Genomic DNA, 13,995 nt, shown 5'->3' on the forward strand with positions numbered 1-13,995 from the left:
CCTGCACCGCGTCCGGGAACCATTCCGAATTATTTTTGAATTCCATTTGACTGAATAAATTGCCTGTGCAAGTCTTGGTCTTCCTAAGGGGCGCGGGACATGGCACTGCGGGGAACCAATCAGGAGTTCGGACGGCCCTACAACCGGCGCATCGTGCTGGAGTCCATCCGTCTTCACGGTCCCATCGCCCGCGGCGACATTGCCGGCCGCGTTGGCCTCACCGTCCAGACCGTATCGACCATCGTTCGCGAACTCGAAGAGCACGGCTATGTGCTGTCGCTGCGCGAAGAGCCGCGCGGACGCGGGCTGCCGCCGGCGACGCTCAGGATCAACCCCGAGGGCGGCTATGCCGTCGGCGTCCACCTCACCCCGCTAGGGATCGACGCGGCGCTCATCAATCTCAGCGGCGATGTCATCGAGAGCATGCATCGCGAGGCGCCGCATGCGACGCCCAACCATGCCTTCGAGCTGATCGGCGCGATGGTGCCGGAGTTGACGGCGCTGCGGCCCGGCGGGCGCGTGCTCGGCATCGGCATGGCGCTGCCTGGACCGTTCGGCGTGGAGTCGATGAGCTTCGTCGGCCCGACGACCATGGCCGGCTGGAAGGATGTCGCGCTGCCGGAACGGCTGGCGGCGTCGACCGGGCTGCCGGCCTTCTTCGAAACCGACATGGCGGCGGCCGCCATGGGGGAACGGCTTTACGGTCTCGGCTCCGGTTATTCCGAATACTACTACCTCTATTTCGGCGTCGGCCTCGGCGGCGTCATCGTGCATGACGGCGCGGTGATGCGCGGCGCCTGGGGCAATGCCGGCGAAATCGGACACATCCCTGCCGTTCCCGGCGGCGAGCCTTGCCCATGCGGCAACAGCGGCTGCCTCGAACGGTATCTCTCGCTGGAAGCACGTCGCCGCCGCAACATCAGCGACGCCGCCTGGGTGGCCGAGATCGCGCCGATCTTCCGCAACGCCATCGTCACAATCGAGAATATATTCGACCCCGAAACCGTGATCCTCGGCGGGCTTGCGCCCACAGACCTGCTGGAAAAGCTGGTCAGCGCGGCCGGACAGTTCCCCAATTCGGTCTCGGCGCGGCGCGACCGCAAGACACCGCGCGTGACGGTGGCGACCGGCGGCAAGCATTCGGTGCTGCGGGGCGCTGCCGCATTAGCCGTTTCGGGCGTGCTGTCGCCGCGCTTCGGCCAGATGTTCATTGCCGAGCGCGAGCGCCGGTCCGACCTCATGCACAGCAAGGGAGTGGCGGCATGACCGAACCGCTGCTGGTACTCGAAAACGTCACCAAGAATTACGGCGCCATTCATGCGCTGAGGGGCATCAGCTTCTCGATCGGCAAGGGCGAAGTCGTGGCGCTGCTCGGCGACAACGGCGCCGGCAAGTCGACACTGGTCAAGATCATCGCCGGCGGCCTCGAGCCGAGCTCCGGCCGCATGCTGTTCGAGGGCAAGGAATTCCTGGCGAAAACGCCGGCCGAGGCCAAGGCTGCCGGCATCGAGACCGTCTACCAGGACCTGTCGCTCTGCACCAATGTCGACGTCGTCGCCAATTTCTTCATGGGCCGCGAAATCACCCGCAAGGTTCTCGGTGTCCCCATCCTCGACGAGCGCGCCATGGAGGCCGTGGTCGGCAAGGCGCTGGCAAGTGCCGGCACCCGCATCCCGTCGCTGCGCACCAATGTCGAGCATCTCTCGGGCGGCCAGCGCCAGGCCATCGAGCTCAACCGCTTCGTCCATTGGGGCGGCAAGCTGGTGCTGCTGGACGAGCCGTTCGCGGCACTCGGCGTCGAGCAGACCAGGCGCGGCCTCGAGATGATCCGCCAGGTGGCCAACCAGGGCATCGGCGTCGTCATCATCACCCACATCATGCAACAGGCCTTCCAGGTCGCCGACCGGATCGTGGTGATCCGGCAAGGCGTCGTGGCCGGCGATGTCGCACGCAACAAAACAAGTCCCGATGCGGTGATCAACATGATCACCGGTGAGACGCTTGCCGGTGCCGGACCGGCAGGTTGAGGGACAAAAGAGGGGTCCGGTATAAAAGAGGAGCGAACGACATGAAGCGAATACTGGTTCTTGTCTTCGGTATCCTGGCACTGGCTCTTGCCTCGCTCACGCCGGCAATGTCCCAGACCAAGGGCACCGTCTATTATATGGTCCCGACCCTGCTCGATGAATTCCAGACCGGCTCGGTGAGCGCGCTGGAGCTGTTCCTCAAGCAGGTCGGCTATGAGGTGAAAACACTCAACGCCGATAACAAGACTGACGCGCAGCAATCGCAGATGAACGACGTCATTGCGCTGAAGCCGGCGGCGATCATCCTGGCCGCCGTCGATTTCAACGCGCTGAAGCCGTCCATCGAAGCGGCGCGTGCAGCCGGCATCCCGGTGGTCGAGTTCGACCGCCAGATCACCTCGACCCCGTCCGATTTCACCTCGGTGGCGGGCACGGTCGAGATCGGCTACGTCGCCGCCGAGCAGGCGCAAAAGCTTCTGACCGCCAAGAACGGTTCTGTGAAGGGCAAGATCCTGCAGGTGCTCGGCGATCCCGGCGATCCCTACACGCTCGACATCCAGAAGGGTTTCGAGGAGAAGTTGAAGGCGTTTCCTGACGTCAAGATCATCTCGCTGCCGGCCATGCAATGGGAAGCCAGCAACGCCGGCACGATCGTTGCCGACCAGATGCTCGCCAACCCCGACATCGACCTGATCTTCAGCCATGCCGCGCACCTGTCGGTCGCAGCCGTCGCCTCGCTCGAGGCCGCCGGCAAGAAGCCGGGCGACGTCATGCTGATGAGCTCGAACGGCGCTCCGGTCGGTCTCGACCTGATCCGCAAGGGCTGGCTCAATGTCGAAGTCGAGCAGCCGCTCTACGCGCAGGCCGCGGCCGTGGCGATGTTCATGGACAAGATCGCCGGCAAGCAGGAAATCAAGCCTGGCGAGTATGACGTGCTCGGCTTGAAGTCGACCGTGACCAAGGAGAGCTGGGGCCCCAACATCAAGATCCCGGGCGCCGCCATCACCAAGGAAAACGTCGACAATCCGGCCTTCTGGGGCAACCAGAAGCCGCCGACGGACACGATCAAGTCTGTCGAATAGTCGCCTAGCGAAGCGCTCCGGGCCATTGCGGCCCGGAGCCTGCCCATTCACGACGCCGCGTCCCAGGACACCGTGGCGAACCTAAACCCGCGCCTGAACCCGACGAAATCGAGTTGATTTCTCAGCCTGATTTTCTCGGGGGCGCCAACCGGATCAGCCCATGAACCCGCGCAGCCGCAAAGCCCTGGAGTTCGTCCTCGACAACCTCGTCTGGTTCATGCTGATCTTTGTGCTGGTTGTCTTTTCCGTCTTCGTCCCCAACTACTTCCAGCTCGGCATCTTCGCCAACATCATCGAGGCCTCGAGCGTTCTCGGCGTGATGTCGATCGGCCTGTCGCTGGTCATCATTGCCGGCCATATGGACCTGTCGGTGGAATCGGTGGCCGCACTCAGCGCCATGGCGGTCGGCATCCTGTTCTGCTCATCGGGCATCGGCATGGGCATACAGCTCAATCCGCAATGGCTGATGGTTCCGGTTTCGCTGCTGGTTGCGCTGGCCGTCGGCGGCCTCATCGGCGCCTTCAACGGCTATCTCGTGGTCAAGGTGAAGATGAGCGCCTTTATCATTACGCTGGCGTCCTACATCTGGGTGCGCGGCCTGGTGCTGGTGATTTCCGGCGGCCGCTCGGCACAGGATCTGGCGCCGGCCATCCGCTGGTTCGGCATCCAGCGAATGGCCGGCCTGCCGCTGACCGCCTGGATCGCCGTCGCCTTTTTCGTCCTGTTCTCGCTGATCATGGCCAAGACGCCGTTCGGCCGCCACCTCGTGATGATCGGCGGCAACGAGACCGCGACCTTCCGCGCCGGCATCCGCGTCAACCGCAATCTGATCATCGCCTTCGTACTTGCCGGCGCCATTGCCGGCCTCGCCGGCTGGCTGCTCGCCATCCGCACCTCGGGCGCCACCGCCAATCTCGGCACCGGGCTGTTGTTCAACGCCTTTGCCGCGGTCGTCATCGGCGGCGTCAGCCTGAAAGGCGGTGTCGGCACCTTGCCCGGCGTCTATGCCGGCGTGCTGCTGCTCTCCTCCATCAACACGGCGATCAATCTGATGGGCCTGCCGGCGAATTTCACCCAGGTGATCCACGGCCTTTTGGTGCTCGCCGCCGTGCTGCTCGACGCCTTCAAGCAAACCATTCGCCAAAGACTGGCATAGGAGACGGCTGGCATGACAGGACGGCTCGAAAGCAAGGTCGCGCTGATCGTCGGCAGCGCGCGCGGCATCGGCAAGGGCATCGCCCAGCGCTTTGCCGAAGAAGGCGCAAGGCTGGTCCTGGCCGACAGCGAGGCCGAAGCCGGCCAGGCGACCGCGGACGAGCTCGGCGCGGATTTCATTCGCACCGACATCTCGCAAATGGCCGATGCAGAAGCTGCGGTGGCGCTGGCGCTGAGCCGCCATGGCCGCCTCGACATCATCGTGCAGAATGCCGGCATCTATCCCTGGCAGCTGATCGAAAACACCAGCCCGGACGACTGGGACCGGGTGATGGCGGTCAATCTGCGCGGCACGTTCAACGCCACGCTGGCGGCGCTGGCGCCGATGAAGGCGCAAGGTTACGGGCGCATGCTCTACACCTCGTCGATCACCGGTCCGCACGTCACCAGCCCCGGCCACGGCCACTATGCCGCCAGCAAGGCCGGCATCAACGGCTTCATCCGCTCGGCGGCGCTGGAATTTTCGGGCTACGGCATCACCGTCAACGGCGTCGAGCCCGGCAACATCCTGACCGAAGCGATCGAGCTGCATCGCGGCGCCGCCTACATCAAGAACATGGAGGATTCGATCCCGCTCGGACGCCTCGGCAGTCCGCGCGACGTCGCCAACGCCTTCCTGTTCCTCGCCTCCGACGATGCCAGCTACATCACCGGCACCACCATCGTCGTCGACGGCGGCCAGTTGCTGCCCGAAGGCAAGGATTTCCGGCTGCTGCCGCCGTGATCAGCCGGATTTCTTGTACAGCAGCAACTCAGGCCGGTACTCGAAGTGCATGGTGTCGTAGTGATACCAGCGCCCGCCCCAGATGAAGCCGTTTTTCTCGAAAAATTCCACGATTTCCAGCGGAATCCGGTTCTTGAAGGGAATGTGGGCCTTCGGGTTGGTTTTGTTCCTGTTGTTGTACCAATAGTCGGAGAAGCCGACATTGATATCGAAGGCCGCTCCGAACGAGTGAACGCTCAACCGGTCGGTGCCGGCGATCGGCCGCCAGACAAAGCCGCCGCCGGGCTTGAGCCCGTAACGGCTCAGCTCCGCGGGCATCGCCTCAAGCGCAGCGGAGACCTTGCCCAGCCGGTCGTTGATGCCGAAAATCCTGGTGACCTGCACGGTCTTCTTGCCGAGCTTCGGCAACCATTTGACGTTGGCGATGTGCTTGCCCACCTCGGCGGCACTTGCCCCGTAGAGCTTCTCGAAGAAAGGTTCGTTGCGGATGCGGCCGGGATCGAAATCCTCGGCCGGGACCAGCGCGCCCTCCGCTGCTCCGGGATAGACGTAGCGAAACATGTCTTCGATGTCAGGGCTCTCCAGCAGCGCGTCGGCGTCGCGCGCCTTGCCGTCGTCCCACACCATCGTGGTGCCGTCGGTCCAGGTCAGTACATTGCCCGAAATGGTGAAAAGTCCGGGATAGGCCTTGAGCAAGGCGGCCTTGGCCGCCGGCTGGTCGACGCCGTCGCCCGCATTCCCTGCATAGGCGAAGCGTCCAGTGCCGACGATTGCCAATGCGAACAGCAACCGCAGCATCAGGCGCCCTGGATGATCCATCATTGTCCTGCCTTCCCGGAGGGCTTTCGTTCATCGTGTATTTAACAAGGCTGCTGTACCATGCTGGTCGAATTGAACGGGAGACAAATCGTGTCAAAAACCTTCAATGCTTTGATCCGGATGACGTTTACATTCATCTGCCTGGTCGGCCTGGCCTCGTCCGTCTCTATTCTTTTTCCAGCCACCGCATCCGCCCAGCGGATGCAGCGATGCGCCGACGAAGGCGAAATCTGCCGCCTGCCCTACCCCTCGGAAGTGGTCTACGGCGCGCGCGGGCAGACCACTTCGCGCTTCATCGATCGTCGTGCCGTGCCGTGTACGAATCGCGTCTTTGGCGACCCGGCGCCCGGCCGCGACAAGGCTTGCTATATCGTGAGGCGCGGCGGCGGTGACGACTATGGCGACAACAACGACGATGACAATTACGGTGATGACGACTACGGCCAGGGCGGCGGCAGATGGGTGGCCTGCGCCTCGGAGGGGCGGTTCTGCGAGTTCCGTGGCCGCAAACTGGTGAGATACGGGGCGCGTGGCCAGTACGTCCAGGGCGTATTCAGGAACGGCGTCACATGCAGCGTCGACGCCTTTGGCGAGGATCCCATCCGCCGCGTGAAGAAGAACTGCTACGTCAAGCGATAGGTTGCACTGGGAAAGAAGTGCGGGTGCGGCTCGTTGCGGCCGCGCCCGGCATTCGAGATATGGTCGGCCAGATATGGTGGGCGATGACGGGCTCGAACCGCCGACATCTTCGCTGAGAACGCTATCGTCAACTCGACCGCTGTGAACCCTTATCGCGGCACGGTGACACGGCACCTACGCCGATATCGAAGCCGTATGCGAACAACGTCGACAAGTACACGCTTGCCCGCATCGGCGAGCCGAAACAGGAAGAAGTGGCGGAGCCGATCGCCTTTCTGTGCTCACCCAATGCGTGTCGCTCAAAAGCGGTTCCCCGGTTTTGAGAGAGCGACATTGCATAGACGCTCAAGATATTAAGCTTCCTGATGAACCTACCCGTGCAGGTGAACCCACCCTTCCAGAACACCCTGCCCTTCCGGATGAACCTGCTTTTCCGGATACGCCAAGTTAATCCGGTAAAGGCATTGTTCGCCTGGCGTTGCGGGCGTGGGCCGAACTTGCTCTGCAGCTGCCATCCAGACGGAAGACATTTGTGTATATTCCGCTTTGGCGACGCGCCGTAATGGCCTCTTGTACTTAGTCCACCGTGCGACGCGAAGGGCCGGTGCATGTGTCCTCTGGCGAGACGTGAAACGGACTGCATCCGCAGTAATGGCCAGTCTGTCGCCAGACTAGCTGCGAGGTCACCGCTCATGCTACTTTGAGGCCTTCTCGTTCATGTGGGAAGAGGCAGGCCTTGCTTGGCGACGTATTCATCAACTACCGGCGGCAGACCGATTCCGGCGTGGCGGGCCGCGTCTACGATAATCTGAACCGCGCGCTTCCTGATGCGTCCATCTTCATGGACGTCGACAAGCTCAACCCCGGCGATGACTTTGAGGTGGCGCTTGCCCGCAGTTTGGCCAGTTGCAAAATCATGCTGGCGATCGTGGGGCCGCAGTGGGCCGCGCTTACCGATGAGCAGGGCCAGGTTCGGCTGGAGTCCCCCGACGACTTCGTGCGCAAGGAGATCCGTACGGCACTCCAGGCTGGGGTGCGCGTCATCCCCGTGCTCGTCAACGGCGCCAGCATGCCAAAGAAAAGCGCCTTGCCACCCGATCTGCAGGACCTGGCCAAGCGTCAAGCCATGGAGGTCCGCCACGAGCGCTTCAACGACGATATGGCGGCGATTGCGTCGGCGATTGCGAAGCCAGCGGCGCGGCGGCCGAGGCTCTGGCTGCTGTACGGGCTGGCCGCGATGATCGCGCTCGGCATCGGCGGGACAACGGTGGCGTTGTGGCCGAGGCCCTCCCCTTTGCCGTCGCCTATCGAGCCCGCAGCGATCGAGGCCAAAGGATGCAAGGAAGGATTCGTCTGGCGATCGGCGATCTTCGGCGACAGCGTGTGCGTGAGTCCTGCCGACTACGGTGAGGTGCAGGCCCAGAATGCAAATGCCCGCAACAACCGTTCGCCGACAGGCGGACCTTACGGCGACAGCACCTGCCGCGACGGCTACGTCTGGCGTGAAGCGTTCGAGAGCGACTTGGTCTGCGTCACCCCTTTCGAACGCGACAAGGCCAGGAAGCAGAATGCCGACAACGCGTACAACCGGATATGAGACCGTAACTCCGGGCAAGCACCGATTTATCAAGAGCTTGAGTGGTGGGCGATGACGGGCTCGAACCGCCGACATCTTCGGTGTAAACGAAGAGAGCCCATCTCCTAGCAGGTCCCGCGCCTACCCGCATTTATTGTTTTTACTATATTTTTTTCCCAGCAGCTACCTTGTAGGCCTCCCGATTTCCCTTCATACCTGTTGCTAGTCTGTTGCTAGGGGAATGTATGCCTATCACGAAGACCGACGTGGACAAGCTTGCTCCCGGAACGCTCCTCTGGGATGCGGGAAAGGGCAGCATCCTCGGATTTGGAGTTCGCAAGCAGCGGCGCGACCCCGTTTTCGTACTTAAGTATTCGATGAACGGTCGCCAAAGATGGTACACCATTGGTCGGTTCGGGTCGCCCTGGACCGTTGACCTGGCGCGACTCGAGGCGAAGAAGCTTCTGGGACGGATTGCCTCTGGCGAGGATCCATCCGTTTGCCGCGAAGATGCCAAAGCTAATAGCGCAAACCCGACCATGGCCGAGCTCTGTGACCAATACATGTTGGCAGCCAAAGCTGGTGCCATTCTGACGAGGTTTAATAGGCCAAAAAAGGCCTCGACCCTCGGTATCGATGTCGGCCGGATCGAACGGCACATCAAACCGCTGATCGGGTCCACCCATGTAACGGATGTCGACGTCCGCGTTGTGAAGCGATTGATTCAAGATGTGACCGTGGGAAAGACGGCCGCGACCATTAAAACAAAATCGAGGGGTCGCGCTTTGGTCACTGGCGGTGCCGCCACCGCGGCACGTGTCGCCGATCTATTATCAGGGATCATGACTTGGGCTGTCGATGAGGGGCTCGTGGCGACCAACCCAGTGCACAAAGTTCGCAGATACCGGAGCGAGCCCCGACAAAGGTTTCTGAATGACGGTGAACTGGCTAAATTAGGAGCTAGGATCCGCGCCGGAGTGGATACCGGGAACAGACCCTTTCACCCCTATGCGCTCACCGTTATCCAACTACTTTGCCTGACCGGGTGTCGATCAAGCGAGATTGCGGCCTTGGAATGGGCAGAGGTAGACCTGGAACAGAAGTGCCTTCGGCTTGAAGATACCAAATCGGGCAGAAGCCTTCGAGCGATTGGCAACAATGCAGTCAAATTGCTAATTGCACATTCCAGGATCGAGGAACGATCCTTCGTATTCCCGGGGGCTAAGGGAACAACCCACTACCAGGGCCTAAACAAGGACGCGCCGCGACTTTTCCGATCAGCCGGTCTCCCAGACGTAACCTGCCACGTGTTGCGACACACGTTTGCATCAGTGGCTTCTGAGCTCGGCTACTCAGATGGCACCATTGCAGGCCTCCTCGGTCACAAGGGTCGAGGGGTCACATCTCGCTACATCCACAGGCCGGACGCCGCTTTGGCGTCTGCCGCGGAAACAGTGTCGCGCGACGTCTGGAGAAGAATGGAAATGTAAGCGAATTTGAGACTGCACCAACAGCGGCGATAGCGAGTTGCCTAACCGTAAATAGCTGATGATGCCCTTCCCTCCTATCCCGATTGGCACGGACACCTCTCAATTTTGCTGAAGGGAGTATAGACAGTCTAAACGCCGAAGCTGATAAGTTTAGGTCAGATCGAGCTTCAAGCGGCCTTCCACCTGAATTGTTGCCGGAGGCTCTCTGTGTGCAGTAAGTTCCTTTCGCGATTTCATTCTTGGGGGAGTGCAAGATGCCGGAGGAGATCACGAGCCTGCCCGAGGCTCCGCTGGCTCACGAGCCCGTGTCGCCTAAAGTGCCTCGGAAGCGCCTACGGTTTCTTGACACCAAGGGCATAACGGCGCCGAACGGCTTCATGTACCTGGACGGGTGCTTAGATCAGCTCGCCACCAAGCGGTTAGGTGCTCGATGGGATGTTATCGTGGGGTTGCGCTGTTTTCCATTCCAATACATCTCAAAACGGCGGAAGTTTTACAGATATAGCGTGAGCCGGGAACGTCCATACAAACGGATCGACCGCCAAATTGTTGTTCGGGGTCGTACTCAACGTAAGGAATTTCGTTCGGCTTCACGCGAGTACAAGAAACTTCTCAAGAAGCTTTCTAATGACATCCAGGCCGAAGCCTTTAAAGTCTCGATGATCTCACCAGACGGTGAGGTCACGCCCGTCCGGCACCTAGGCGTGTTCGCCGCCCAAGTGGTCCGCGCGTTTTACACCGGAACGATCAGGGTAAAGGAGAATGACAAGAGATTTAAGCGTTGGATCCTTGTCGATGAAAAATCCTTCACCCACTGGTTGGAAAACGGCGATGGTCCGAGGCATCAACCTCGAGGATCAGCTATCTTCAGGCCCTTGCTACCTGCCATCGCTGAACGTGCAGCACTGAAAAAATACTCACTTGTAAAACAAGCTTTCGGCATTTTGCTGGACGAGGTGAAAACAGCGTTCGAGCCTCATCTCGAACTCAATGACGCGGCCTTCAGGGCGCTCTGGAATGACGACAGTCTTGCGCCCGTACAGAGAGCGAAGGCCGGGGCCCCACCAAAGGCGGACAGGCAAGCGTTCCAAAAGGACCGGGCTGGGTTGAAAGCGTTTCTCATCGACAACATCAAGAAAATGCAGGCGTCGAAGCAGCTCTAAGCGACCGTGCTGTCAAGCCGCGCTACCGATTTGCGCGTAATTATTTTCAATAATTATGACCGGGACTGATTAGCGAATTGCTGCGTCGGTAAATAGGTCGTGTCCAAACGGAGCACGACCTATGGAAATCGATGACGAAACGCCTCCCCAGCGCTCTAGCGGGGCCCAGGATCCTGTACGCCTGCTCAACGAACACGATCTGGCCGCTCGCTGGAAGCTCTCGGTCAAGACCCTGAGAAATGCGAGAGTTTCCGGCGCCAATTTGTCAATTCCCTTTATCAAGATCGGACGGTCGGTGCGTTACCGGCTGTCTGACATCGAGGGATTTGAGGCCTCGAACACGCGCAAGAGCACGTCCGATTGCGGCTCGCGATAGCCGTCTCCTTCCCACTCAACCAACATCAAGGTGACGTGATGAAACCCTTCAACCACCGGGGGGATGACCCCCATTATTTTGAAACCAACTTTCCCCGCTTCCGAGTCACCCGCCTACAAGACGAGGTCGGGTCAAACTTCCGCCTCCCATCAAGCCAGGGAGGGCGTAATGGCTAAAGCCAAGCACCCTCTGCTCCGGCCGACAAAGTGGCGGCAGTACAACGACATGGATCATGCCGAAACCGATCATCAACTACGGCTACGCCGGCTTCGCGAACTTGGGAAGATCGACCCCGACGACCTACTCTTCGAATGCCGAAAGGGTCATTGCGGGTTCGGATCTAAGATCCCACCGCACAGAACGAGCTCACCGAACCCTTTCCCATGCTCGGCGATGTGTCGGGTGGCCCACATCAGACTGGAACGGAAGGAGGTGCCCTTCATATCGCATCTGCTGACGGCTTTTGACGCGCAACCACTGTTCGTGACAGTGGCCAGTCCATCCTACTGGTTGCGACCTGAGCACCTACCCAAGTTCAACGTGAGCGGCATCGTTCAATCGATAAAACGCGGACTGAAGAAGGCGGAGGAAGCGACAGGTCAAACCATAGTGGCCGTCGGTCGCGTGGACTTCGACCTCGGCAAGGCCCAGGACGGTAGGGTAATGGTCCGCCCCCACGTCCACCTAGTGGTAACAGGGTCGGATGAACGAACGCTCAAGAGCCACCTCCGTCAACGCTACGACAGCGAGGCATTCCCGACGTTAAAGCCGGTCGTCGTCAAGCAGATCAAGGATAGAGGTGCGCTTCATTACACGCTCAAATGCCGGTTAGGCGGTCTGCCCAACCAATGCGACGCGCCGCTGGATTTTGCTCACAACCGGCAACGACTAGGTGTCGGTTATGAAGCGCTCTTTGACGAGTTCTTGGCGAAACACAAAATCGGCGATCTGCTCATCCTATTTCGACTGCGCAGAAACGGGAGCGGGTTCGACCTCCTGTTTGATAAGACGACAGGACGCAGAAAGTAACCCGGATGACAGACCGTGGCGTACGGATGATCATTTCATGAGCCAGGATCGTAAAATACACCGTCGATCATCTACCTAACTGCACCAATCATAAATCACTCACGCCTACTCGGTCACTCGTTTGGATTTGGACACTAGGTAACTGTGTCCAAATCCGGTGAGGCAGGTGAGGCAGGTGAGGCAAAGCCGAGGAAAATTACCATGTCACCTACATCGAAAATCCGCCGGTACCGCGACGAGGACGGCACAGAGTGGTCCCTGATACGATTCAAGCGGTACGACCATCTCGAAGAGACTGCATTGCTGCCCAGGCAAAAAGCAATGAACCCCAAGGAGCTCAAGAACGCCCTGTTAGCTCGTGGTGCGACACTAGACGAAGCCAATCTCGATTTCGCGCGGTTGGAGGCCGAGCTACCTCCAGGCTGCGGAATTTTGGCGAGCCGGACCGGCTGGCACAATCGATCCTTTCTAATCAGCGCCAACCGATGCATCGGAGACGACGACGTCCTACTGAACCCAGCGCTGAAAGTAGGAAGCATTCTCGATGCGCCTTCCAGCGCGGGCACACTCGAGGGCTGGCGAGAACATGTAGCGAAACCGGCCCTGCGCTCCGATTACACAGCCTTCGCGATTTTGCACGCTCTTGCCGCTCCGCTTTTTCGGTTCTCGCGCTCAAGTCTTCAGGAAGGCGCCCTCTTCCATCTGTGGGCAAGCGGTTCGACAGGAAAGACGACCGCGCTGAAGGTGGGAGCATCAGTAGCTGGCCCTCAAGCACACTTACCTGACTGGGATGCCAGCACGAGAGCCTTGCAAGAACTCGCAGCTACTCGAAGCGGCCTTCAGCTAGTCCTAGATGACACTGAGAAAATCAAAGACGCCGCAAAATGGAGGGTCTTGGGCTCGACTGTTCATCAGCTTACGGGCGGTAAGGGAACGACCTATTCGCAGGCCGTACAGGATCGATTGCCGAACGTGAAGTTCGATGGGTGGGGTTTATCGACGGGTCCCCTTTCGATTGAAGCCGAATTCGCGGTTGGACGAAACATCCGCACCGATGGCGACAGAGCTCGAATGATCGACATTCCGGTGCCAGGAAAGGCCGAAGGTGGCATATGGTCGGCTGCCAACTATCCCGGAAAAAAGGCTCGGGCCAAGGCATCAGAAAGGCTTGCCAATCACGCCAAGGAGTATCATGGGGCAGCGCTGATCGAGTGGGTCACGTACTTGGTGGCCAACCAGGACACTCTCGAGGCATCGGTTACGGGCTACATCGACAAGTTCGTGGATCACGTCTGTCCGGACCAGGGCGGGGTTCAGCGACGGATCGCACAAAAGTTCGGTTTGATGTTTGCGGCCGGGAGGTTGGCCATCGAGGCTGGCATATTGCCTTGGATGCCCCGCGATTGCGGTCGGCTGTTGTCGAGGATTTATCGGTGTTCTCAGCAAGAAGCGCAGAATCCCGAAAAGCCCCAAGACGACCCAGCCACCGCCATATGGCAGGCCACGAGAGACAGGAACGTGCTTCCTCGGTTCGCAAACGGCGAAGACATAAAGATAGTTGAGTCATGCCCAGGTTTTATTGCCGGCCCGTCAGGCAAGAGGCGACTGTTCATGAGCACCGATGCGCTCTCCGTGCTATTCCCCGACACCCTCGCGTCAACCATCGATCAACTGACGAGCCTCGGGATCGCACTTAAAGGTGACGGCGGGAAGCGGACTCGTCAAATTCGAGTGTCAGTCGGCGGGCGCCAAAAGAAGGTTCGGTTTGTCGCCTTCAATCTGCGGTCATTGAAGAAGGCCGCTGTGGGATAATGGGGCCTTCTACTAGCTGGGCCTTACGCCGGGAGGCTCCTTG

General features: G+C 60.1%; 13 protein-coding genes. 12 read left to right on the forward strand and 1 reads right to left on the reverse strand.

Annotated elements, in window-relative coordinates; translation table 11 throughout:
* The first annotated feature begins 99 nt into the window (after window positions 1–99).
* The 5 genes from ACYG9Y_RS13200 (at window position 100) to ACYG9Y_RS13220 (ending at window position 5,048) form a co-directional block, all read left to right on the forward strand.
* Window positions 100–1,266: an ROK family transcriptional regulator gene (locus ACYG9Y_RS13200; protein ID WP_023739408.1), complete on the forward strand. Its 1,167-nt coding sequence runs from the start codon at window positions 100–102 to the stop codon at window positions 1,264–1,266.
* Entirely contained in the window at window positions 1,263–2,027 is a 765-nt protein-coding gene (locus ACYG9Y_RS13205) for an ATP-binding cassette domain-containing protein (RefSeq protein WP_023669142.1), read from the forward strand. The genes ACYG9Y_RS13200 and ACYG9Y_RS13205 overlap by 4 nt, the downstream gene beginning before the upstream one ends.
* 41 nt (window positions 2,028–2,068) lie before the next feature.
* Window positions 2,069–3,109: a sugar ABC transporter substrate-binding protein gene (locus tag ACYG9Y_RS13210; protein ID WP_023684845.1), complete on the forward strand. Its 1,041-nt coding sequence runs from the start codon at window positions 2,069–2,071 to the stop codon at window positions 3,107–3,109.
* Window positions 3,110–3,269: 160 nt separating this feature from the next.
* Window positions 3,270–4,265 (forward strand): ABC transporter permease, encoded by a 996-nt coding sequence (locus ACYG9Y_RS13215; protein WP_023739409.1) that lies wholly within the window; start codon window positions 3,270–3,272, stop codon window positions 4,263–4,265.
* Between the two features lie 12 nt (window positions 4,266–4,277).
* Window positions 4,278–5,048 (forward strand): SDR family oxidoreductase, encoded by a 771-nt coding sequence (locus ACYG9Y_RS13220; RefSeq protein WP_023739410.1) that lies wholly within the window; start codon window positions 4,278–4,280, stop codon window positions 5,046–5,048.
* On the opposite strand, the gene ACYG9Y_RS13225 is transcribed toward ACYG9Y_RS13220, so the two are convergent.
* Window positions 5,049–5,870, reverse strand: coding sequence for a M15 family metallopeptidase (locus ACYG9Y_RS13225; protein WP_156929815.1), 822 nt, complete (start codon window positions 5,868–5,870; stop codon window positions 5,049–5,051).
* A 57-nt stretch (window positions 5,871–5,927) separates the two neighbouring features.
* Here ACYG9Y_RS13225 and ACYG9Y_RS13230 point away from each other — a divergent pair, with 57 nt between their 5' ends.
* The 7 genes from ACYG9Y_RS13230 to ACYG9Y_RS13260 all read left to right on the forward strand — a co-directional run bounded on the left by ACYG9Y_RS13230 (window position 5,928) and on the right by ACYG9Y_RS13260 (window position 13,952).
* On the forward strand, window positions 5,928–6,506 hold the full coding sequence (locus ACYG9Y_RS13230) for a hypothetical protein (RefSeq protein WP_460223127.1): 579 nt from the start codon (window positions 5,928–5,930) through the stop codon (window positions 6,504–6,506).
* A gap of 736 nt (window positions 6,507–7,242) precedes the next feature.
* Complete coding sequence (locus ACYG9Y_RS13235; protein WP_023739412.1) at window positions 7,243–8,103, forward strand: toll/interleukin-1 receptor domain-containing protein; 861 nt, start codon at window positions 7,243–7,245, stop codon at window positions 8,101–8,103.
* Window positions 8,104–8,327: 224 nt separating this feature from the next.
* Complete coding sequence (locus ACYG9Y_RS13240) at window positions 8,328–9,572, forward strand: tyrosine-type recombinase/integrase (protein ID WP_023739413.1); 1,245 nt, start codon at window positions 8,328–8,330, stop codon at window positions 9,570–9,572.
* A gap of 254 nt (window positions 9,573–9,826) precedes the next feature.
* Window positions 9,827–10,735 (forward strand): hypothetical protein, encoded by a 909-nt coding sequence (locus ACYG9Y_RS13245; protein ID WP_023739414.1) that lies wholly within the window; start codon window positions 9,827–9,829, stop codon window positions 10,733–10,735.
* A gap of 121 nt (window positions 10,736–10,856) precedes the next feature.
* A complete protein-coding gene (locus ACYG9Y_RS13250) occupies window positions 10,857–11,111 on the forward strand; it encodes a helix-turn-helix transcriptional regulator (protein ID WP_156929816.1) in 255 nt (84 codons plus the stop codon).
* A gap of 168 nt (window positions 11,112–11,279) precedes the next feature.
* Entirely contained in the window at window positions 11,280–12,140 is an 861-nt protein-coding gene (locus ACYG9Y_RS13255) for a hypothetical protein (protein ID WP_023749370.1), read from the forward strand.
* Window positions 12,141–12,284: 144 nt separating this feature from the next.
* The gene (locus tag ACYG9Y_RS13260) at window positions 12,285–13,952 is read left to right on the forward strand and encodes a DUF927 domain-containing protein (RefSeq protein ID WP_348524250.1); all 1,668 of its coding nucleotides are present in this window, start codon (window positions 12,285–12,287) and stop codon (window positions 13,950–13,952) included.
* Window positions 13,953–13,995: the final 43 nt, after the last annotated feature.

Source organism: Mesorhizobium sp. W050 (genome assembly GCF_054719535.1).